This window comes from Pseudomonas sp. R3-56, assembly GCF_051132075.1.
Taxonomy (GTDB): domain Bacteria; phylum Pseudomonadota; class Gammaproteobacteria; order Pseudomonadales; family Pseudomonadaceae; genus Aquipseudomonas.
This window is the reverse complement of the sequence record NZ_CP071657.1, coordinates 5595751-5617589: the sequence shown is the minus strand read 5'-3', so window position 1 is coordinate 5617589 and position 21839 is coordinate 5595751. Positions and strand designations below refer to the sequence as shown.

The 21839-nt window shown below is 61.3% G+C and carries 16 protein-coding genes; 14 read left to right on the top strand and 2 right to left on the bottom strand.

Going from position 1 to position 21839, the window contains the following annotated elements; translation table 11 throughout:
- Positions 1-10: 10 nt before the first annotated feature.
- On the bottom strand, positions 11-2656 hold the full coding sequence (gene aceE / locus J3P96_RS25500; protein WP_434626416.1) for a pyruvate dehydrogenase (acetyl-transferring), homodimeric type: 2646 nt from the start codon (positions 2654-2656) through the stop codon (positions 11-13).
- 382 nt (positions 2657-3038) lie between these two features.
- On the opposite strand from aceE, the gene glnE reads away from it, so the two are divergent.
- The 12 genes from glnE (at position 3039) to J3P96_RS25440 (ending at position 18690) form a co-directional block, all read left to right on the top strand.
- Entirely contained in the window at positions 3039-5978 is a 2940-nt protein-coding gene (glnE, locus tag J3P96_RS25495) for a bifunctional [glutamate--ammonia ligase]-adenylyl-L-tyrosine phosphorylase/[glutamate--ammonia-ligase] adenylyltransferase (protein ID WP_434653882.1), read from the top strand.
- 628 nt (positions 5979-6606) lie between these two features.
- Entirely contained in the window at positions 6607-7641 is a 1035-nt protein-coding gene (gene waaF / locus J3P96_RS25490) for a lipopolysaccharide heptosyltransferase II (protein ID WP_434653880.1), read from the top strand.
- Position 7642: 1 nt separating this feature from the next.
- On the top strand, positions 7643-8701 hold the full coding sequence (gene waaC / locus J3P96_RS25485) for a lipopolysaccharide heptosyltransferase I (RefSeq protein ID WP_434602619.1): 1059 nt from the start codon (positions 7643-7645) through the stop codon (positions 8699-8701).
- Positions 8701-9822, top strand: coding sequence for a glycosyltransferase family 4 protein (locus tag J3P96_RS25480; RefSeq protein WP_434653878.1), 1122 nt, complete (start codon positions 8701-8703; stop codon positions 9820-9822). The genes waaC and J3P96_RS25480 overlap by 1 nt, the downstream gene beginning before the upstream one ends.
- Positions 9822-10628 (top strand): lipopolysaccharide core heptose(I) kinase RfaP, encoded by an 807-nt coding sequence (gene rfaP, locus J3P96_RS25475; protein ID WP_434602621.1) that lies wholly within the window; start codon positions 9822-9824, stop codon positions 10626-10628. Before J3P96_RS25480 ends, rfaP begins: the two co-directional genes overlap by 1 nt.
- The gene (locus tag J3P96_RS25470) at positions 10628-11362 is read left to right on the top strand and encodes a lipopolysaccharide kinase InaA family protein (RefSeq protein ID WP_434653876.1); all 735 of its coding nucleotides are present in this window, start codon (positions 10628-10630) and stop codon (positions 11360-11362) included. Before rfaP ends, J3P96_RS25470 begins: the two co-directional genes overlap by 1 nt.
- On the top strand, positions 11359-12111 hold the full coding sequence (locus tag J3P96_RS25465; protein ID WP_434653874.1) for a lipopolysaccharide kinase InaA family protein: 753 nt from the start codon (positions 11359-11361) through the stop codon (positions 12109-12111). Before J3P96_RS25470 ends, J3P96_RS25465 begins: the two co-directional genes overlap by 4 nt.
- Entirely contained in the window at positions 12111-13568 is a 1458-nt protein-coding gene (locus J3P96_RS25460; RefSeq protein ID WP_434653872.1) for a lipopolysaccharide kinase InaA family protein, read from the top strand. Before J3P96_RS25465 ends, J3P96_RS25460 begins: the two co-directional genes overlap by 1 nt.
- Before the next feature lie 77 nt (positions 13569-13645).
- The gene (locus tag J3P96_RS25455; RefSeq protein ID WP_434653870.1) at positions 13646-14518 is read left to right on the top strand and encodes a DUF3800 domain-containing protein; all 873 of its coding nucleotides are present in this window, start codon (positions 13646-13648) and stop codon (positions 14516-14518) included.
- Positions 14519-14760: 242 nt separating this feature from the next.
- Positions 14761-16509, top strand: coding sequence for a carbamoyltransferase family protein (locus J3P96_RS25450; RefSeq protein ID WP_434653868.1), 1749 nt, complete (start codon positions 14761-14763; stop codon positions 16507-16509).
- A complete protein-coding gene (locus tag J3P96_RS25445) occupies positions 16502-17407 on the top strand; it encodes a glycosyltransferase family 2 protein (protein ID WP_434653866.1) in 906 nt (301 codons plus the stop codon). The genes J3P96_RS25450 and J3P96_RS25445 overlap by 8 nt, the downstream gene beginning before the upstream one ends.
- A 23-nt stretch (positions 17408-17430) precedes the next feature.
- Positions 17431-18690 (top strand): capsule biosynthesis protein, encoded by a 1260-nt coding sequence (locus J3P96_RS25440; RefSeq protein ID WP_434653864.1) that lies wholly within the window; start codon positions 17431-17433, stop codon positions 18688-18690.
- Between the two features lie 16 nt (positions 18691-18706).
- Here J3P96_RS25440 and J3P96_RS25435 read toward each other — a convergent pair whose 3' ends face one another.
- On the bottom strand, positions 18707-19339 hold the full coding sequence (locus tag J3P96_RS25435) for a toluene tolerance protein (protein ID WP_434626404.1): 633 nt from the start codon (positions 19337-19339) through the stop codon (positions 18707-18709).
- A gap of 153 nt (positions 19340-19492) precedes the next feature.
- Here J3P96_RS25435 and J3P96_RS25430 point away from each other — a divergent pair, with 153 nt between their 5' ends.
- A complete protein-coding gene (locus J3P96_RS25430; RefSeq protein WP_434653862.1) occupies positions 19493-20614 on the top strand; it encodes a capsular polysaccharide export protein, LipB/KpsS family in 1122 nt (373 codons plus the stop codon).
- A 77-nt stretch (positions 20615-20691) separates the two neighbouring features.
- Positions 20692-21774 (top strand): O-antigen ligase family protein, encoded by a 1083-nt coding sequence (locus J3P96_RS25425; protein WP_434653860.1) that lies wholly within the window; start codon positions 20692-20694, stop codon positions 21772-21774.
- Positions 21775-21839: the final 65 nt, after the last annotated feature.

Below are 21839 nucleotides of genomic sequence, written 5' to 3'. Positions count from 1 at the left end.
AAAATTCTCCTCAGCAGTCCAGTGGGTTGCGTTTTTCCGGATCGATGCCGAACTTGACGATGGCCTCGGCCACCACCTTGGGTTCGATATCGCCGCGGTCAGCCAGTGCTTCCAGGGCTGCCAACACAACGAACTTACGGTCGACTTCGAAGAAGTGACGCAGCTTCTTGCGGCTGTCGCTACGGCCGAAACCGTCGGTGCCCAGCACCTTGAACTCCTTGGAAGGAACCCACTGGCGGATCTGCTCGGCGAACAGCTTCATGTAGTCGGTAGAGGCGATGACCGGCCCTTTGCGACCGTTCAGGCATTCTTCGACGTAGCTCAGTTTCGGTTTCTGGCCAGGGTGCAGGCGGTTGCTGCGCTCTACAGCGAGGCCGTCGCGACGCAATTCGTTGAAGCTGGTGACGCTCCAGACGTCGGCGCCGACGTTGAATTCTTCGCGCAGGATCTTCGCCGCTTCACGCACTTCGCGCAGGATGGTGCCGGAGCCCATCAGCTGGACGTGGTGCGCCGCTTCGCGGGTGTCCTCCTCGAGCAGGTACATGCCCTTGACGATACCTGCCTCGACACCGGCCGGCATGGCTGGCTGCTGGTAGGACTCGTTCATCACGGTGATGTAGTAGAAGACGTCCTGTTGCTCTTCGATCATCTTCTTCATGCCGTCCTGGATGATCACCGCCAGCTCGTAGCCGTAGGTCGGATCATAGGTGCGGCAGTTCGGGATGGTCCCGGCCAGCATGTGGCTGTGGCCATCTTCGTGCTGCAGGCCTTCGCCGTTCAGCGTGGTCCGGCCGGCGGTACCGCCGATCAGGAAGCCACGGGTACGGCTGTCGCCAGCGGCCCAGGCCAGGTCGCCGATACGCTGGAAGCCGAACATCGAATAGAAGATGTAGAACGGCAGCATCGGCTGGTTGTGGCTGGAGTACGAAGTACCGGCGGCAATGAACGAGCTCATGGCGCCCGCTTCGTTGATGCCTTCTTCGAGGATCTGGCCCTTCTTGTCCTCGCGGTAGAACATCACCTGGTCTTTATCGACTGGCTCGTAGAGCTGGCCGACGGACGAGTAGATGCCCAACTGGCGGAACATGCCTTCCATACCGAAGGTACGGGCTTCGTCCGGGATGATCGGAACGATGCGCTGGCCGATCTCCTTGTCCTTGACCAGTTGCGCGAGGATCCGCACGAAGGCCATGGTGGTGGAGATTTCACGGTCGCCCGAGCCGTCCAGGATCGCCTTGAGGGTTTCCAGTGGCGGGGTCGGGATGCTGAAGCTCTTGGCGCGGCGCTGTGGCACGAAACCGCCCAATGCGGCACGGCGCTCGGCCAGGTAACGGGCTTCGGCGCTGCCTTCTTCCGGCTTGAAGAACGGCAGGTTTTCCAGCTCGCTGTCCTTGACCGGAATGTCGAAGCGATCGCGGAACAGCTTCAGGCTGTCGACATCGACCTTCTTGGTGTTGTGCGCGGTGTTCTTCGCTTCGCCTGCACCGGTGCCATAACCCTTGATGGTCTTGGCCAGGATAACGGTTGGCTGCTCTTTGTGATTGACCGCCTGGTGGTACGCCGCGTAGACCTTGTACGGGTCGTGGCCGCCACGGTTGAGCTTCCAGATCTCGTCGTCGGACAGGTCGGCAACCATCGCCTTGAGTTCAGGCGAGTTGAAGAAGTGCTCGCGGACGAACGCGCCGTCCTTGGCCTTGTAGTTCTGGTATTCGCCGTCGATGACTTCGTCCATGCGACGCTGCAGGATGCCGTCGACGTCCTTGGCCAGCAGTGGGTCCCAGAAACGGCCCCAGATGACTTTGTTGACGTTCCACTGGGCGCCACGGAACACGCCTTCGAGTTCCTGGATGATCTTGGCGTTGCCGCGAACCGGGCCGTCGAGGCGCTGCAGGTTGCAGTTGATGACGAAGATCAGGTTGTCGAGCTTCTCGCGGCCGGCCAGGGAGATTGCGCCCAGGGATTCCGGCTCGTCGCACTCGCCGTCACCCATGAAGCACCAGACTTTCTGCTTGCCGGCCGGGATGAAGCCACGGGCTTCCAGGTACTTCATGAAGCGCGCCTGGTAGATCGCCTGGATCGGGCCCAGGCCCATGGATACGGTCGGGAACTGCCAGAAGTCCGGCATCAGCCAAGGGTGCGGATACGAGGACAGGCCGTTGCCGTCCACTTCCTGGCGGAAATTGTTCATCTGGTCTTCGGTGATGCGGCCTTCCATGAACGCACGGGCGTAGACGCCTGGCGATGCGTGACCCTGGAAGTAGATCAGGTCGCCGCCGTGTTCGTCGGTCGGGGCCTGGAAGAAGTAGTTGAAGCCGATGTCATACAGCGTCGCGCTGGAGGCGAAGCTGGAGATGTGACCGCCCAGGTCAGAATCTTTCAGGTTGGTTCGCACGACCATGGCCAACGCGTTCCAACGCACCAGCGAGCGAATGCGGCGTTCCATGAACAGGTCGCCAGGCATGCGTGCTTCGTGGGTGACGGGGATCGTGTTGCGGTACGGCGTGGTGATGGCGTAGGGCAGTTGCGAACCGCTGCGGGTTGCGAGTTCGCCCATACGGGTCATCAGGTAATGAGCACGGTCTTCGCCTTCTTTGTCGAGAACCGATTCCAGGGCGTCCAGCCATTCCTGGGTTTCGACGGGATCGAGGTCTTGCATGGCTTGCTCCAGGGCGGAAAGGCTACCAGAATCGGTTGCCTGAGTTTGCGACTGGCCTTGTGGGCAGACGATATAAATTCTTGGATTGCCGAAGGTTGTTTCGGCGGCGTGTAGTTTTACTACAAATCGTTGGCCGTTTCAGCCTTTCGAATGTATAGACGAGTAGTAAAACTACACATGAGCGGCTTATGGCCCCTCGTTTCGTTGTGAGAATAATCGTTACTGTTGGTCTTTAGCCAACTCGAACAGGTAAAAACTTGATGCCGGCTGCCAATAAAATCAGAAAATCAGCTATTTATCATCTTTGTTCGACAGTCGATCAGGTAGTGGCTTTGCAAAAAACACTACATCCAGCCTTTCCCGCGCCGATCAAGGATAGACCATGAGCCTGCCCTCGCTTGCCGAAATTCCGGCAATTCTCCAGTCATTGGTCAGTCGCGCCGAGCAGTCGTTCCGCGCGGCGGTTGCTTCGCTGGACGACGATCACGGGCTGTCCGCCTGGACGCCGCAGCGTTGGGCCGAGTTCAACCGCGTCGCCGCTGCCAGTGACTTTGTCATCGAACAAAGTGTACGGGATCCTGCGATGCTGCTGGAACTGGTGCGCAGCGGTGAGCTGGACCGCAGCCTGGCGGCGGGTGAAATGTGCGGGCAGATCGCCGCTGCCGTACGAGCCGCCGAGAGCGAGGACGAACTGGGTCGCGTGCTGCGTCGCCAGCGCACTCGTCAGCAGGTACGGATCATCTGGCGCGACCTGACCCGCCAGGCCGATCTGGTACAGACCTGTCGTGATCTCTCGGACATGGCCGACACCTGCATCGACCAGGCGTATCAGTGGTTGTACCAGCGCCTGAGCCAGCAATTCGGCACCCCCACCGGCCGGCGCAGTGGCGAGCCGCAGCAGATGGTCATCCTGGGCATGGGCAAGCTGGGGGCGGTGGAACTGAACCTGTCGTCGGACATCGACCTGATCTTCGCCTACCCCGAAGGCGGCGAAACCGTTGGCGCAAAGCGGCCGCTGGATAACCAGGAGTTTTTCATCCGCATCGGCCAGCGCCTGATCAAGGCCCTCGACCCGATGACCGTCGACGGGTTCGTGTTCCGCGTCGACATGCGCTTGCGGCCCTACGGCTCGGCCGGTGCGCTGGTATTGAGCTTCAATGCCCTGGAGCAGTATTACCAGGACCAGGGGCGCGACTGGGAACGCTACGCCATGATCAAGGCGCGGGTGGTGGCCGGCGATCAGGTGGCCGGCGCGCAATTGCTCGACATGCTGCGCCCGTTCGTCTATCGCCGTTACCTGGATTTCTCTGCCATCGAAGCGCTGCGCACCATGAAGCAGCTGATCCAGCAGGAGGTGCGGCGCAAAGGCATGGCCGACAACATCAAGCTGGGCTCGGGCGGCATTCGCGAGGTGGAGTTCATTGCCCAGGCGTTCCAGCTGATCCATGGCGGTCGTGACCTGAGCTTACAGCAACGGCCGTTGTTGAAGGTGTTGGCTACCCTGGAAGGCCAGGGCTATCTGCCGGCCAAGGTCATTGAGGAATTGCGCCAGGGGTATGAGTTCCTGCGATACACCGAGCACGCGATCCAGGCCATTGCCGATCGCCAGACCCAGATGCTGCCGGATAACTCGCAAGACCAGGCGCGCATTGCGTTCATGCTGGGCTTCGTCGATTGGGCGACGTTCCACGAGCAGTTGATGTACTGGCGCGGTCGGGTGGCGTGGCATTTTGGCCAGGTCATTGCTGACCCGGATGAGGACGAGGGCGGCGAAGGCGAAGTGGTGGTTGGCGGCGAATGGTTGCCATTGTGGGAAGACAGTCAGGACGAGGAAGCGGCGTGTCGTCAGTTGGAAGAGGCCGGTTTTGCCGATGCACCCAAGGCGCTCAAGGCCCTCGCTGTCCTGCGAGCCAGCCCGCAGCTGCGCGCCATGCAGCGCCTGGGGCGCGAGCGCCTGGATGCGTTCATTCCGCGCCTGCTCGCCCAGGCGGTGGAACATGCCGACCCGGACCTGGTGCTCGAACGAGTATTGCCGCTGGTAGAGGCCGTCGCCCGCCGTTCGGCCTATCTGGTGTTGTTGACCGAGAACCCCGGCGCCCTGCGGCGGTTGTTGACGCTGTGCGCGGCGAGTCCGTGGATCGCCGAGCAGATCACCCGGTTCCCGCTGTTGCTCGATGAATTGCTCAATGAAGGCCGTTTGTTCAAGCCGCCCCTGGCGCCTGAGCTCGCGGCGGAGTTGCGCGAGCGTCTGACACGAATTCCCGAGGACGATCTCGAGCAGCAGATGGAAGCCTTGCGGCATTTCAAACTGGCGCACCGCTTGCGGGTGGCCGCCTCGGAAATCGCCGGCAGCCTGCCGCTGATGAAAGTCAGCGATTACCTGACCTGGCTGGCCGAAGCGATTCTCGAACAGGTACTGGCCCTGGCCTGGCGCCAGACGACGGCCAAGCATGGGGTGCCACTGCGCACCGACGGCAGCCTGTGTGATCCGGGCTTCATTATTGTCGGTTATGGAAAAGTCGGGGGGCTGGAACTGGGGCATGGTTCCGACCTGGACCTGGTGTTTATCCACGACGGTGACCCGCAGGCCGAAACCGACGGTCCGAAACCCATCGATGGCGCACAGTTTTTCACCCGGCTTGGTCAGCGGATCATTCATTTGCTGACGGCCCAGACCAACTCCGGGCAGCTTTATGAGGTGGACATGCGCCTGCGACCTTCCGGGGCCTCGGGCTTGCTGGTCAGTTCCCTGGGGGCGTTTGCCCGTTACCAGGAAAACGAAGCCTGGACCTGGGAACATCAGGCGCTGGTACGTGCCCGGGTGCTGGTGGGCAGCCAGGATGTGGGCCAGGCGTTCGAAAAAGTCCGCGTTCAGGTATTGGGACGTTCGCGTGACTTGCCGACTTTGCGCCAGGAGGTCAGCGAGATGCGCGCCAAGATGCGCGATAATCTCGGCAGCAAGGCCACCGCCGCCGGAACCGCGCCAAATGCCTTCGAAGCCACGGCACCCTTCGATCTCAAGCAGGATGCCGGAGGTATCGTCGATATTGAATTTATGGTGCAATACGCGGCCCTGGCGTGGTCCGAGGAACATCCATCGCTGGTCCGCTATACCGACAACATCCGCATCCTGGACGGGTTGCAGGAGGTCGGGTTGCTGCCCGCCGAGGACGCCACGCTGTTGCGCGAAGCCTACAAGGCCTTCCGCTCCGCCGCCCACCGCCAGGCTCTGCAGAAAGACGCCGGGGTGATCGCAGGCGATCAGTTCGTCGAGGAGCGTCGACAAGTGATGCGGATCTGGCGGGAGTTGGGGCTGAGCTGAAGGTATATGAGCTGAAGATATAAATGTGGGAGCGAGCCTGCTCGCGAAGGCGGAGTGTCAGGCGCCGTGGATGTTGGATGTGCCGGCCTCTTCGCGAGCAGGCTCGCTCCCACACTGGATGTGTGGTGCTGCGCAGTAATTGAAACGTGTGCAGGACCCTGTGGGAGCGAGCTTGCTCGCGATGGCGGAGTGTCAGGCGATATTGATATTGGATGTGCCGGCCTCTTCGCGAGCAAGCTCGCTCCCACACTGGATGTGTGGTGCTGCGCAGTAATTGAAACGTATGCAGGACCCCTGTGGGAGCGAGCTTGCTCGCGATGGCGGAGTATCAGGCGACATTGTTATTGGATGTGCCGGCCTCTTCGCGAGCAAGCTCGCTCCCACACTGGATGTGTGGTGCTGCGCAGTACTTGAAACGTGTGCAGGACCCCTGTGGGAGCGAGCCTGCTCGCGAAGGCGGAGTGTCAGGCGACATGGATGCTGGATGTGCCGGCCTCTTCGCGAGCAGGCTCGCTCCCACAACAGATCGGTGGTGTGTTGTAGATTAGGGCAACAGGCAGCGACCTAAGCCACAGTGATTCTCGAGGCGGGGAGGCATAGGCCTCCCCGTAGCGTTTTTGGAAAGCTCATGAATATTCTGATCGTTGGACCCAGTTGGGTCGGTGACATGGTGATGGCGCAGACACTGTTCCAGTGCCTCAAGCAGCGTCATCCGCAATGCGAAATCGATGTCCTGGCCCCCGAGTGGAGCCGGCCGATTCTTGAGCGCATGCCGCAAGTGCGCAAGGCCTTGAGCTTCCCGCTCGGTCATGGCGTGCTTGAGCTGGCTACCCGCCGGCGCATCGGCAAATCCCTGGCCGGTCAGTACGACCAGGCGATCCTGCTGCCCAATTCGCTGAAATCGGCGTTGGTGCCGTTTTTCGCCGGCATCCCCAAGCGCACCGGTTGGCGTGGCGAATTTCGCTATGGCTTGCTCAACGATGTGCGCACGCTGGATAAAGATCGTTATCCGCTGATGATCGAGCGCTTCATGGCCCTGGCCTACGAGCCGGGCGCCGAGTTGCCCAAGCCTTATCCGCGACCGAGCCTTCAGATCGACCCGGTGACGCGCGAAACGGCCCTGGCCAAGTTCGGCTTGACCCTGGACCGGCCGGTATTGGCGCTGTGCCCGGGTGCCGAATTTGGTGAGTCCAAGCGCTGGCCGGCCGAGCATTACGCCCAGGTGGCCGAGGCGAAGATTCGCGAAGGCTGGCAAGTCTGGCTGTTCGGTTCGAAAAACGATCACTCCGTGGGCGAGGACATCCGCTCGCGGCTGATCCCGGGCCTGCGGGAGGAGTCGACCAATCTGAGCGGCGACACGTCCCTGGCCGAAGCCATTGATCTGTTGTCCTGCGCTGATTCCGTGGTGTCCAACGACTCCGGCCTGATGCACGTCGCGGCGGCGTTGAACCGCCCGCTGGTGGCGGTCTACGGTTCCACCTCGCCGGGCTTCACGCCGCCTTTGGCCGACAAAGTCGAAGTCGTGCGCCTGGGCATCGAATGCAGCCCGTGCTTCGATCGCACCTGCCGCTTCGGCCACTACAATTGCCTGCGCCAGCTCATGCCGCCGTCGGTGAACGAGGCCCTGGATCGATTGCAGGGCTCACCCGTGGAGGTCCGGTAACTTGCGGGTATTGCTGATCAAGACCTCCTCCCTGGGGGATGTGGTCCACACCCTGCCGGCGCTGACCGATGCGGCGCGGGCGATTCCCGGCATCCGCTTCGATTGGGTGGTGGAAGAGGGGTTCGCCGAAATCCCTACCTGGCACCCCGCGGTGGGCAAAGTCATCCCGGTGGCGATCCGGCGCTGGCGCAAGAATATCTGGCAAACCATCAAGAGCGGCGAGTGGCGGCGATTCAAGCAGAGCATGCGGGCCGAGAAGTATGACTTGGTGATTGACGCCCAGGGCTTGCTGAAAAGCGCCTGGCTGACTCGCTACGTCAAGGCCCCGGTGGCTGGCCTGGATAAGGATTCGGCACGCGAGCCCCTGGCGGCGCGGTTTTACTCCCGGCGCCTGGCGGTGGCCCGTGGTCAGCATGCGGTCGAGCGCGTGCGCCAGCTGTTTGCCGTGGCGCTGGGCTACGACTTGCCGCAGACCCAGGGCAACTATGGCCTCGACATCGACCGCCTGGTGGAACTGCCGCGCCCCTATCCCTATGTGGTTTTCCTGCATGGCACGACCTGGGACTCCAAGCACTGGCCCGAGCTTTACTGGCGCCAGCTCACCGAGCGCATGGGCCAGTACGGCGTGGTGGTGAAACTGCCGTGGGGCAACCCTGCCGAAAAGGCCCGCGCCGAGCGCATCGCCAGCGGGCTGCGCAACGCCCTGGTACTGCCGAAACTGAACCTCGGCGGCATGGGCAAGGTGCTCGCCGGTGCCCAGGCCTGCGTGGCCGTGGACACTGGCCTCGGACACCTGGCTGCGGCCCTGGACGTGCCGACCGTTTCGCTGCTCGGCCCGACCAACCCGGTACTGACCGGTGCCTACGGCAAGGGGCAGATTCACCTCGCCAGTGATTTCCCCTGCGCGCCCTGCATGCAGAAACAGTGTACTTATCCACCGACCGCCGAAGATGCCCGTCGGTTTGACCTTAAACGCGAGCAGCCCCTGTGCTTCACGCGTGTAAACCCCGAGCGTGTTGCCAGCCACCTGAGCACGTTATTGGCTGAGGAGCCGCGCTGATGCAATTGGCTTTTGTCCTTTACAAATACTTTCCCTTCGGTGGCCTGCAGCGTGACTTCATGCGCATCGCCCTGGAATGCCAGCGGCGTGGCCACCGGATCCGCGTCTACACGCTGATCTGGGAGGGCGACGTGCCGCCCGGCTTCGAGGTGCTGGTGGCGCCGGTCAAGGCCCTGTTCAATCACCGTCGCAATGAGAAGCTCAGCGCCTGGATGGAGGCCGACCTGGCCCAGCGCCCGGTGGATCGTCTGATCGGTTTCAACAAGATGCCTGGCCTGGACGTGTATTACGCCGCCGACGGCTGTTTCGAGGACAAGGCACAGAATCTGCGCAATTCGCTGTACCGGCGCTGGGGCCGCTATCGGCATTTCGCCGAGTACGAGCGGGCGGTGTTCGCCAAGGATGCCAAGACCGAAGTCCTGATGATTTCCGAAGTCCAGCAGCCGCTGTTCATCAAGCACTACGACACGCCGCTGGAACGCTTCCATCTGCTGCCGCCGGGCATCGCCCAGGACCGTCGCCGGCCCGCCGACGCCGACGAGATCCGCGCCGCGTTCCGGGCCGAATTCCAGTTGGCCGACGATGACCTGCTACTGGTACAGATCGGCTCCGGCTTCAAGACCAAGGGTGTGGATCGCAGCCTCAAGGCCCTGGCCGCGCTGCCGGCCGAATTGAGAAAACGCACCCGGCTGTTTGTAATCGGCCAGGACGACCCCAAGGTATTCCAACTGCAGAGTGCCGCGCTGGGCCTGGGCGACAATGTGCGGTTCCTCAAGGGCCGCAGCGATATCCCGCGTTTCCTGCTGGGCGCCGACCTGTTGATCCACCCTGCCTACAACGAAAACACCGGCACGGTACTGCTCGAAGCGCTGGTGGCCGGGTTGCCGGTGCTGGTCAGCGCGGTGTGCGGGTACGCCCATTACATCGCCGAGGCCGACAGCGGCCTGGTGCTGGATGAGCCGTTCGAGCAGACGCAACTGACCGAATACCTGGGGCGGATGCTCGGTGATTCCGAGGCAAGAGCGGCCTGGAGCCGCAACGGTCTGGCCTTCGCCGAGACGGCCGACCTCTACAGCATGCCGCAGCACGCGGCCGATGTGATATTGGCGGAGCACGCTTGATGAAATTGATGCTGGCCGAACCGTTCAAGAGCCTTTGGGCTGGACGCGATGCGTTCACCGAGGTCGAGGCGCTCAAGGGCGAGGTCTACCGTGAACTCGAAGCCCGGCGCACCTTGCGCACCGAGGTGGACGGTCGCGGCTTTTTCGTGAAGATCCACCGTGGCATCGGTTGGGGCGAGATTTTCAAGAACCTGCTGACCGCCAAGCTGCCGGTACTTGGCGCGGGACAGGAATGGAAAGCCATCCAGCGTCTGCAGGAAGTCGGCGTGCCGACCATGACGGCCGTCGCGTATGGCGAGAAGGGCAGCAACCCGGCCGACCAGCATTCGTTCATCGTCACCGAAGAACTGGCGCCCACCATCAGCCTTGAAGATTACAGCATCGACTGGGTCAGGCAGCCCCCGCAGCCCAGGCTCAAGCGGGCGCTGATCGCTGAAGTGGCTCGCATGACCGGCATGATGCACCGCGCCGGGGTCAACCATCGCGACTGCTACATCTGCCATTTCCTGCTGCATACCGACACACCGGTGACGGCCGACGGTTTCAAGCTCTCGGTGATCGACCTGCACCGCGCCCAGACCCGCCCGGCCATCACCACGCGCTGGCGCAACAAAGACCTGGCCGCGCTGTATTTTTCGGCGCTGGACATCGGCCTGACGCGCCGCGACAAGCTGCGTTTCCTAAAAGGATATTTCCAGCAGCCGTTGCGCCAGGTACTGGCTGAAGAAGCGTCGCTGCTGGCCTGGCTCGAAGGCAAGGCCAACAAGCTGTATGCGCGCAAGCAGCGGTATGGGGACGCGCTCTGATGTCAGGCTGGACACTGGAACCGGCCTACGCCGAACTGGCGGCGGATTTCGGTAGCCTGGACGCGGTGTTCGCCCTCCAGGGCGAGCGCCTGACACGCGACCCGCTGTCGGAGGTGATTCGTGTGCAGCGCAACGGCGTCAATTATTACGTCAAGCGCTACACCGGCGCCGGCAAGGGCTTGCGGCGTTACCTGGGCAGGCCGCGGGTCAAGTCCGAATGGCAGAACCTCAAGCGCTTCGCCAAATGGGGGATCCCGACCGCGCAAATCATTGCCTGGGGACTGGAGCGCAACGGCGCGGCCTTCGCCCGTGGTGCGATGATCACCCGCGAATTGCCCCGCACCGAGGACCTCTCGGCGCTGGCCGAACGTCGCGACCCCAGGCTGGCGGATCACGCCTGGGTCGACGGTGTGAGCCGGCAGTTGGCGGGTTACACGCGGACCATGCACGAGCAGCGCTTTACCCATAACGATTTGAAGTGGCGCAACCTGCTGATCGACGATCAGTCGCGGTTGTTCCTGATCGATTGTCCGAACGGTGATTTCTGGCGCGGCTTCTGGCTCAAGTACCGGATCATCAAGGACCTGGCGTGCCTGGACAAGGTCGCCAAATATCACCTGTCGGCCACTCAGCGCCTGCGTTTTTACCTGCAATACCGGCAGCGCGACCGGCTGGATGCCCTGGACAAAAAGCGTATCCGGCAAGTGGTGAAATTTTTCGAGGGGCGTGAATGACTGATTTTCTGGCCGATGAAGACCGCGCGTTGCTGCAACGCCATGGCCTGGACAGCTTCGAGGCCTTGTGGGCACGACAACTGGAAGCGGTGGACGAACCCAACACCTCGGGGGAAGGCTGGAGCAGCGTGTTCCGCCTGGAACTGGAAGGGCAGGGGTACTACCTCAAGCGTCAGAGCAATTACCTGACCCGAACCTTGTCGCATCCGTTCGGCGAGCCGAGTTTTTCCCGGGAATTTCGTAATATCAGCCGTTATCGGCAACTGCGCATCCCCGCGCTGCAGGCCGTGTTCTACGGCCAGCGCAAGGTGAACGGCGAGGCCCGTGCGGTTCTGCTGACGCGTGCGCTGGACGGCTGGGATGACCTCGATTCATTGCTGCAGCGCTGGTCGACGCTGAGTGGCGCGCAGCGCACGGGCATCCTGCAGGCCTGCGGGCACCTGGCGCGGCGCCTGCACGATGCGCATCAGATGCATGGTTGTTTTTATCCCAAGCACATTTTCCTGCAAGCCGGCGACAGCGGCTACCAGGCGCAGTTGATCGACCTGGAGAAGACCCGGCCGCTGCTGTTCGGCCAACGTGACCGGATCAAGGACCTGGAGCCGCTGTTGCGCCGGGCAGGCGTTTGGAAGGGTGACGACGTGCGCCAGTTGCTGGCTACTTATCTGGAGCAGCCGCTGGACAGCGCTCTGGTCGACAGCTGGATGACACGCGTGGCCGCCCGCCGTACCGACAAGGAGGCGCGTTGATGCTTTTGTCCGAACTGAAAAACGCCGGCCGTAGCCCTGGCCTGCCCTTGAGCCTGGAACTGGCGGACGCCGCCGGACCGGCGCAATTGCAATTGCTGTCGCTTCTACGCGTTTTACCAGGGCAGCGTTATGTGGGCGCGGGTGTCTGGCGCGGTCGTCCGGTACTGGCGAAATTGTTGGTTGGCGCCAAGGCGGCACGTCACTTCCAGCGTGAGCTGCAAGGCGTGCGTCTGCTGGCGGAGCAGGGCCTGACCACACCGCTGTTGCTGGTGGACGGTTTGAAGGACGGCGAGGGTGGCTGGCTGCTGTTCGAATTGCTCGAAGGAGCCCAAAGCCTGGGCGACGCCTGGAGGCAAGTCGAGCAATTGCCACCGTTGGCCGATGAGCAGGCCGCAGTGCTGGCGGAGGCCCTGGGTGCCATTGCACAACTGCACGCCAAGGGCCTGTGGCAAGAGGATCTGCACCTGGACAACCTGCTGCGCCACGATGGGAAACTCTACCTGATCGATGGCGCCGGTATTCGGGTCGAAACCGCAGGGCAGCCGTTGTCTCGGCAAAAAGTGCTGGAGAATCTCGGCGTGTTTTTCGCCCAGTTGCCCAAGTCCCTGGCGCCGTTCACCGAAGAGTTGCTGGTGCATTATCTGCTTGGCAATGCCGAACATGCGTTGCCGATGGAGGCGTTGCAAAAACAGATCGACAAGGTGCAATCCTGGCGCCTGAAGGATTTCCTCGAAAAGGTCGGGCGAGAATGCAGCCTGTTCAGCGTCAAGCGTGGGGCCTTCGGCCTGCGGGCTATCCGCCGTGATGAAGAGGCCGCGATAGCGCCCGTGCTTGAGCAGGCCGATGCCCTGCTGGACCAGGGACATCTGTTCAAGACCGGCGGCGCGGCGAGTGTCGGCAGGGTGGTGGCGGATGGCCGTACGCTGATCATCAAGCGCTACAACATCAAGGGCTTCGCCCATTGGCTCAAGCGCTTCTGGCGTCCGAGCCGTGCCTGGCATGCCTGGCGCGAGGGTCATCGTCTGGCCTTCCTCGGCATTGCCACGCCCAAGCCGCTGGCGCTGCTGGAAAAGCGTTTCCTGTGGCTGCGCCGTGGTGCGTATCTGGTCACCGAGTACTTGCCGGGCCCGGACATCATCGAACGCTTCGCCCCATACGTGGAGACCGGTGAAGCGCCCGAAACAGAATTGCTGGCGCTGGATCGCTTGTTCGCCGACCTCATCCGCGAACGGATCAGCCATGGCGACTTCAAGGGCCACAACCTGTTCTGGCAACACGACCGCTGGGCGTTGATCGACCTCGACTCCATGTGCCAGCACCGCACCCAGGCGAGCTTCGCCCAGGCCTACGCCCGGGATCGCGCGCGGTTCATGCGCAACTGGCCGCAGGATAGCGCGTTGTATCGGGTGATTGATGAGCGCTTGCCAAAGAATTTAGGGATGCCGACGTCGAGCTAAAAAATAAAGTATTTCAACGGATAAAAATGGGGTGTTCTGGTTCGTGTCGGTACGCCTTGAAAAGGAGTTGTGACGCTATGCCAGATCAGACAATGCCAGCGCAGCAATTTTCACTTTTTGAGATCGAGGCAGACAAAGCCGGTGGCGAAGATAAAGCCGCCACCCCGAGCGGAAAATTCAGCGACTTTATCGTATATGTGGATGAGAGCGGCGATCATGGTATGCAGACGCTTGATCCAAACTATCCGATGTTCGTACTGGCTTTCTGTGTTTTTCATAAGCGCCACTACTGTGAGAAGGTCATTCCTGCGCTGCAAAAATTCAAGTTCAATCATATGGGGCATGATTTGATTGGGCTGCATGAGCTGGAAATTCGTAAGGAGAAAGGTGCTTTCTCTAGCCTATTTGTATCCAGGCAGCACAAGCATGCGTTTCTTGATGAATTGACCAGCATCATTGAGGCGAGCAATTTTATTCTGATCAGCTGCGTTATAGATAAGACGAGACTCCGTGATAGACAAGGCGGAGCAGATAATCCATATCACGTTGCTTTGGGCTTCTGTCTGGAAACGCTTTACGAGTTTTTAAAGGAGAAGACCCAGCATGATGCGTTGACTCATGTGATCGTCGAGCGAAGAGGGAAAAAGGAGGATAACGAGCTGGAGCTAGAGTTTCGTCGTATGTGCGACGGTGCCAATCGCATGGGAATTCAACTTCCGTTTGATATTGTCTTTGCGACCAAGCAGGTTAACTCTACCGGCTTGCAATTGGCAGATCTCGTTGCGAGACCCGTGGGGATGAGCGTGTTACGTGCTGGGCAGGAGAACCGGGCTTTTGACGTACTTAAGCGCAAGTTCTACTGCAGTGGGGGACGTGACAAAGCAGGAGAAGGTTTTGAGAACTGGGGATTAAAAATATTTCCGTATCCAGAAAGCGAAAAGCCCCGGTGAAACTCACCGAGGCTTAGACGCCGACCGGGATCCCCCAGTCCATTTGCGCGAAGTCTATTTCGGTAACCGTCGACTGTCAATGAGCGCGCTGGAGGATGCGCCCATTGAGCTCGCCGCTAGAGGTTTGCCGGCGCTTTTAAGCTATAATCCCGCCCTTTAGCTGCCCAGCGCCCTTGGCGCGCGGCGCATCAATTCTTCGCGGCGCTTGTCGCCCGTATGCAGACATAAGAGGCTAGACCCCTGTGGCATTGACGATTCTTGGCCTGTCCGGCGCCCTTAGCCATGATCCTTCCGCAGCGCTGTACATTGACGGCAAGCTGATCGCGGCGGCCGAGGAAGAGCGCTTCGTACGCGATAAACATGCAAAGAACCGCATGCCCTACGAGTCGGCGAAGTTCTGCCTGGAGCAGGCCGGCATCAAGCCGTCCGATGTTGATGTGGTGGCGATCCCGTTCGCCCCGATCAGCCTGTTCGGCGAAGCGCGCTGGCACTACGCCAAGCGTTACTGGTACGCCCCGGATCGCGCCCTCGATGCGATCCTGATGGGCAACCGTCGCTACAAGCGTTATCGCCGCAAGATCGTCTGGTGCCTGGAGCAACTGGGCTTCGATCCGAAGAAAATCAAGATCGAACCGGTCGAGCACCACCTGGCTCATGCCTCCAGCGCCTACCACTGCTCGGGTTTCCAGGAAAAAACCGCGATCCTGGGTATCGATGGCAAGGGTGAATACGCCACGACGTTCTTCGGCTACGGCGAAAACGGCAAGATCCACAAGATCAAGGAATTCTACGATCCGGACTCCCTGGGTGGTCTGTATGGCGCGATCACCGAGTTCCTCGGCTTTGAAATGCTCGACGGCGAATTCAAGGTCATGGGCATGGCGCCGTATGGCGATGCCAGCAAGTACGATTTCTCGCGCCTGGCCTCGTTCGAAAACGGCGAGCTGGTGATCAACACCGACTACGCCAACGTGATCGGCCTGCGTCGCTATAAAGAGAAAGGCAAGGGCTTCTACTTCTCGCCAAAGCTGATCGAATGGCTCGGTCCGAAGCGTGAAGGCGACATCGCCGACGAGCCGTACATTCATTACGCCGCCAGCATGCAGGCGCTGTTCGAGAAGCTCGCGCTGCAGATGATCGACCACTACCTGGGCGACGTGCTCAAGGAAACCGGCAAGCTGGCCTTCGCCGGCGGCTGCGCACTGAACGTCAAGCTCAACCAGAAAATCATCGCCCGTGACGACGTCAAGGAACTGTTCGTGCAGCCGGCCTCCGGCGACGCCGGCACTGCGGTAGGCGCGGCGGCTTATGTGTCCCATTCCCGTGGCGTGCCGGTGGAAAAGATGGAGCACGTCTACCTCGGCCCGGCCTACAGCAACGAAGACGTGATCGCAGCGTGCGCCCGCCATCCGAGCAAGCCGGTATGGCGCAAGATCGACAACACCCCCGAGCGCATCGCCAGGATCATGGTCGACGGCAACCCGGTGGCCTGGTTCCAGGGGCGCATGGAGTTCGGTCCGCGTGCCTTGGGCGGTCGTTCGATCATCGGTTGCCCAAGCGCCAGTGGTGTGGCCGACCGCATCAACGAGCAGATCAAGTTCCGCGAGCGCTGGAGGCCTTTCTGCCCGTCGATGCTCGACACTGTTGCCCCACAGATGATCAAGGTCGATCACCCGGCGCCATTCATGACCTTTACCTTCGAAGTGGCCGAGGAATGGAAGAACCGCGTGCCGGAAGTGGTTCACGAAGACGGCACTTCCCGGGCCCAGGTGCTCAAGCGTGAATACAACCCGCGCTACTACGACATGATGAAGGCGCTGGAAGTCCTGACCGGCAATGGCGTGTCGCTGAACACTTCGCTCAACCGTCGTGGCGAGCCGATGATCTGCTCGCCGACCGACGCGCTGAACATGTTCTTCGGCTCTGACCTGCAGTACCTGATCATGGAAGACATTCTGGTCGTCAAGGACGGTGTGGACGCTTATGACTGAGGTGCTGATCAGTGTCGTCATCCCGGCCTACAACTACGCCGAGACCTTGCCGCGGGCGGTGAACTCGGTCATCGCGCAGTTGGGCGAAGCCCAGGCCGAGCTGTTGGTGATCGACGATGGTTCCACTGATGCAACGCCGCAGGTCCTGGAGCAATTGCAGGCCGAACATGCCGGGCTCTTCCGGGCCCTGCGCAAACCCAATGGTGGTTTGTCGTCGGTACGCAATCGCGGAATCGAGGAGGCTCGGGGGCAATACCTGATCTTCCTGGATGCCGATGATGAGATGGCGCCGGGCGCGCTTGCCGCCGTGACCCGGCATGTTGCCAGTCATCCCGAAACTCGCCTGGTCATCGGCGGCCACTGGTCGGTGTTTCCTGACGGGCGTCGCGTTCAGCATGCGGTAAAGCCGCTGCCGGCCACGCCGCGTGGGCGCGTCCGGGGCTACCTGCTGGACAAGACGGTGACCCTGTCCAACGGCGCCTGTGCCATGCACCGCGAGGTGTTCGGGCCGGGTAACTATCCCGAGCATCTGCGTAACGTCGAAGACATTCCGGTGTTTGCCCAGGTACTGGCGCGCTTTCCATGCACCGTGCTGGATCAGCCGCTGGCGCTGATCTACAAGCATGGCGACAGCATGCGGCATGACCTCAGGCAAAGCCTGGCGGCGGGCGTGGGCATGGTCGACGAGGTGTTTTCCCCGGCGCGCATGCCGCAGTCGTTGCAAGATTTGCGCAAAGCCTTCATGGCCCAGCGTTGCCTGTCGTTGTTCCGCGATTGCTACAGCGCCGGTGACTATGCCAATGCCAAGGCTTTTTATGCCCAGGCCGTGCGTACCGATGTTCGCTCGATCACGCGCTGGTCCTACACGCGCAAGGCTATCCGGTTGTTGTTCAAGTGAACGCCGCAAGGTCTGACGACAGCATGTTCCAGGCCGACGGAAGCTGGGCTCGAAAGGCTCGTGAACTGGACCGCTACCGCTGGAAACTGCTGCGCGAGCGCCACGGTCGCCTGGGCAGCCTGTTGCGCCTGGTTCGTGACGTGGTGGTGGATGTAGCGATTGGTTTGCGCGCCAAGGCGTGCTTGAAGCATTCGACCGACGCGGTACCTTGCGAAGTGCTGCTGCTGCATTCAGCGCCCAAGTCCATGGCGCTGCAGCGTAAGAACATCCTGATCGATGCCCTGCGCAAGCGCGGTCATCAACTGACGGAAGCTGCGCTGCGTGCTCCCGCCGATGCCTGTGCCCAGCGCTTGCTGGCACCGCCGCCACAGTCCGTGCCGCTGCGTTACCTGGTCTATGCCGCCCACGCCCAATGGCTGGTGATGACCTATCAACCCAAAGTACTGATCAACGAGCGCAATGGCAGTCTCCACGCGCCGTTCCTGCGCCTGGCGCTGGCTGCACGGGGTGCCCGCCTGCTGCACCTGGCGCATGCCACGACACTGGAGTCGTCCCGCCGGCTGGGAATGAACGACTACGATTATTACGGCGTCTTCGGCCGCAGTTCGCTGGAAGCACTGCAAAAGCGGACGTTGCGGTTCGGTGAGTCGACGGTGGTGCTGGTCGGTTCCTACCTCGCCGACGAAACCTATGACCTGCCCGTCGCTGATCCAACTATCAAAACGCTGCTGGTGCTGGGGGTAGGGCCTGATCGGGAGAAAGAAGCCGGTTACCAGGACACTTACCAGTTGCTGCGCGATTGGGCCGGGCGCAACCCGGATTATCGCGTGCTGTTCAAGCGCCATCCGCGCAGCAAGGCGCAGTTCTGGCGCGACGCGGCGACGCGGTTCGCCAACATCGAGTTGCTGGATGTGGAGTGCTCGCTGGCACAGGCGCTCGCCCAGGCCAGCGCGGTCATCAATATCATGTCCAACGCCGGCATCGAGGCAGGGCTGGCGGGGCGTCCGGTAATTCATGTGAATGCCGGCCGCGATGTGGATATCTTTTCCCACGCGTTGTTCTTCGGGCCGCAAGTGCGCGATGAACAGGCGTTTTCCCAGCAGCTGCACGCGCTTGAGCAGGACTATCCGCAGTGCGTGGCCAAGGCTCGGGGCTTCGCCGACTACCATCTGGTGCACGGCTCCAGAGGGTTGGCAAAAACCGTCGAGCTGGTCGATGACTTGCTGTGCGGCAGAGACCCAGCAGAAAATTTCGAAACCTTCAGGCTGCCTGCCGTCGGCTGACGTCGCAGCCTGCCGCTCAAATGCCGAGCGCGAGCTTCAGCTCCCGCTCGTTGCACACCTTCTGATGACTGAGATAATGCTCCAGGAACTGGTTGTCCTGGAGCAGCCATTCGCGGTCCTGTCGATAGCGCAACATGTGTTTGAAATTGCGCAGGCGCAGCCCTTTGCGTAGCGGCTTGCGATAGGCCTTCAGGTCGGCGACATCGATCAGTCCCAGGGTGTTTTCAGGCGTCAGCACCACGTTGCCCAGGTGCGCGGAGCGAAAATAGATGCCGTTCTGATGCAGGCGAGCGATGAACTCACCCAGTCGTGACCGAAGGTCGATAGAGGTGTCCGCGCCGAGCAATTGACGAAGGGTGCTGCCGGGCAGCGGGTCGTAATGCACGGCATCACGCTCGATGGCGGGAATGCGGTAGACCTGGCGAATGCGCGGGCATTCGATGCCGCGCGCCTGCAAGGTCTGGCAGTTGTCGGCAAAGCGCTTGGCATACGGTGACCAGAGCGCGGAGGTCAGCAGGCGTTTGCGGCGAAACAGCTTGAGCATCGAGCCATCGGCCAGGCGCAGCACCTTATCCCCTTGGCGATCGGCCTCAAGGACATCGGCACCTTCGCGCAGGCTGAGGTAAACAGTAGGGTCGAGCGTTTGCATCAAGGCTCCAAGGCTTAGCCCGCTGGGAGGGGCAGCCGGGTATGTTAGCGCAGTGTGCAGGCGGCAAAAACCGCTGTGGTATAGTCGCGTCAATTTTCCCAGGGTGTTCGCCCTGTTTGCGGGCCTGCCTGGCGCCGTCTTTCTGGACATTCCATGACAAAAACGCTGTTCATTTCCCTGGCCAAGCACCAAGGCCTTTATTTCAACCGCTTGCTCAACGAAACCGAGCTGCAGGGTAAAGTCGTTTCTCCTCAACAAATGCCTTGGCCCGGGTTCCGACGGATCTCCAAGGTTGTTTCGCGCATCGATTGGCCGAGTCTGATCGAGGAAAAGTGCGCGGAACGTCGGGTCAAGAACAAGAACAATGGCGCGCTGTATCGCCTGTTGCTGCGCCTCGAACTTCTCTGGATGGCCCTGCGCGCCCAGGCCTTGCTTGATCGGGAACGCCCCGATGCGTTGGCGTTCTGGAACGGTTCCCATCGTTATTGCCGGTTGCTCACGGCGCTGGCACCGAGTGGCTGCAAGACGTTCTTTTTCGAGAACGGCCTGTTGCCCGACACCACCACCGTGGACCCGCGCGGCGTGAACTACCTGAACGCGGTTCCTCGCGATGCCGGTTTCTACCTCGACTACCCGTATCCGGTGCCGGAAAACCAGGCTGCACCGGTGCTGATTCCACGTGCGCCACGCAGCGCCGGCCCGGCGCCGATCGAGCTGCCGGCGCAATTCGTGTTCATTCCGTTCCAGGACGATCGTGACAGCCAGGTCCGGCTATTCTCGCCCTGGATCAGGAACATGCGCGAGATGTTTGCCTTGGGCGAGCGACTCGCCGAGGAGACGGGCCTGACGGTGGTGTTCAAGGAGCACCCGTCCAGCCGCGAGACGTACCCCGAGCTGCACGAACGGACCCATGAGCGCCTGCTCTTCGCCAACGGCAATGCCACGCAGCAGTTGATCGAGGCCAGTCAGTTCGTGATCACGATCAATTCGACCGTGGGCCTGGAGAGCTTGTTGTTGGGCAAGCCGGTGCTGACCCTGGGCCAGGCGTTTTTTAATATCGAGGGGCTGGTGATGCACGCCGACGATGCCGATCAGGTCGTATCATTGGCTCGTGCATTCCCGCAATGGCCGCTTGATGAGCGTTTGCGACGCAACTTCTTCCATTACCTTTCCGAGTGCTATTGCATCAAGGGTGGCTGGAAGAATGCCGATCAGGGTCAGTTGCAACGGGTCGCCGACAGGCTGTTGGGTAAAGACCAATGCCCATCTGCCTGAGGCGGCTGGTCGGTAGAGACAATCTGAGGATATGGGCATCCATCGGCTTCCTTGTGCTGTTGTGTGGAGCATGGGTGTTGCCCAGCAACAAGCTGTACCACCAATTGCTGATTTTCCTGTTGTGGTTGCCCGCCTTGTTGGGATTGCTGCATCGGGATTTTCGCTCGATGCTCAAGCAACCCGAGTGCGCACTCTTCGCCATGTTAGTGGTCTGGACACTGGTGGTGCTGATGGTCGAGGGCGGCGATAACGCCTTGGGCAAGAGCAAGGTGGTTCTCTACGTGACGCTGACCCTGGCAGGCGTGCTGCTGGCTGCGCAGAATCGCCACTGGCGGCTGGAGTCCATGGTGCTGGGGGCGTCGATTCTCGGCGGATTATTCGCAGCCGCGTCCTGGGTGTATTTCTACGGGCTCAGTGCCCGGCCTTTGAGCGACCGGTTGATTGCCATCGGCCTGTGGAACACGCCGATCATGGCTGCCCATGCGGTGGGGAGCCTGGCGATCATGGGCGTTTTCACCTGGCGATCCACGCATCTGAAACCGGCTTTGATGGCGCTGCTGATGATCGCGGCGCTGGGCTACCTGTTATTTCTGGGTTCCAACCAGACCCGTGGGGTGTGGATCGGGCTGGGCGCCTGTCTGCTGGTGATGGCCATGGCGCGACCTTCGCGCCTGGGCGGCGCGCTGGTAGCCCTGGTCGTGGCGGGGGTGGCCCTGGTTGCTGCATTCGAGCCGGAAATCCTTCTGCAGCGGGGCCTGTCTTATCGTCCCCAGCTGTGGCGGGGCGGTATCCAATTGATGCTCGATCACGGGACGATGGGCGTGGGGTTCCATTCCTACCTGATTCCCGTCCCTGAAATTGGCCAGGCTTTCAAGCATCCGCACAATCTGTTCCTGGATACCGGTGTGCGCCTTGGCGTGCCTGGCCTGCTGCTGTTTGGCGGGCTGTGGCTGGTCGCAGGCTGGAGAGGCTGGATGTGCCGCGCGCAACCGCTGGGCCAGGTGTTGTTGGCGCTCTGGGTCTTCGCATCGGTTTCCTTGATGACCGACGGCATTGGCTTGTGGCTCAAACCCAATGCGGACTGGTTGGTCATCTGGCTGCCCATTGCGTTGAGCATCGTGCTGGCTGCCCGAGGTCGCGCTGCAGGGACTTCCTCCTGACTGAACCGATGTAATTGGTTCGCTGTTACAATCCGCAGCTTGTCTGTCTTTTCAAACGTGCGAGG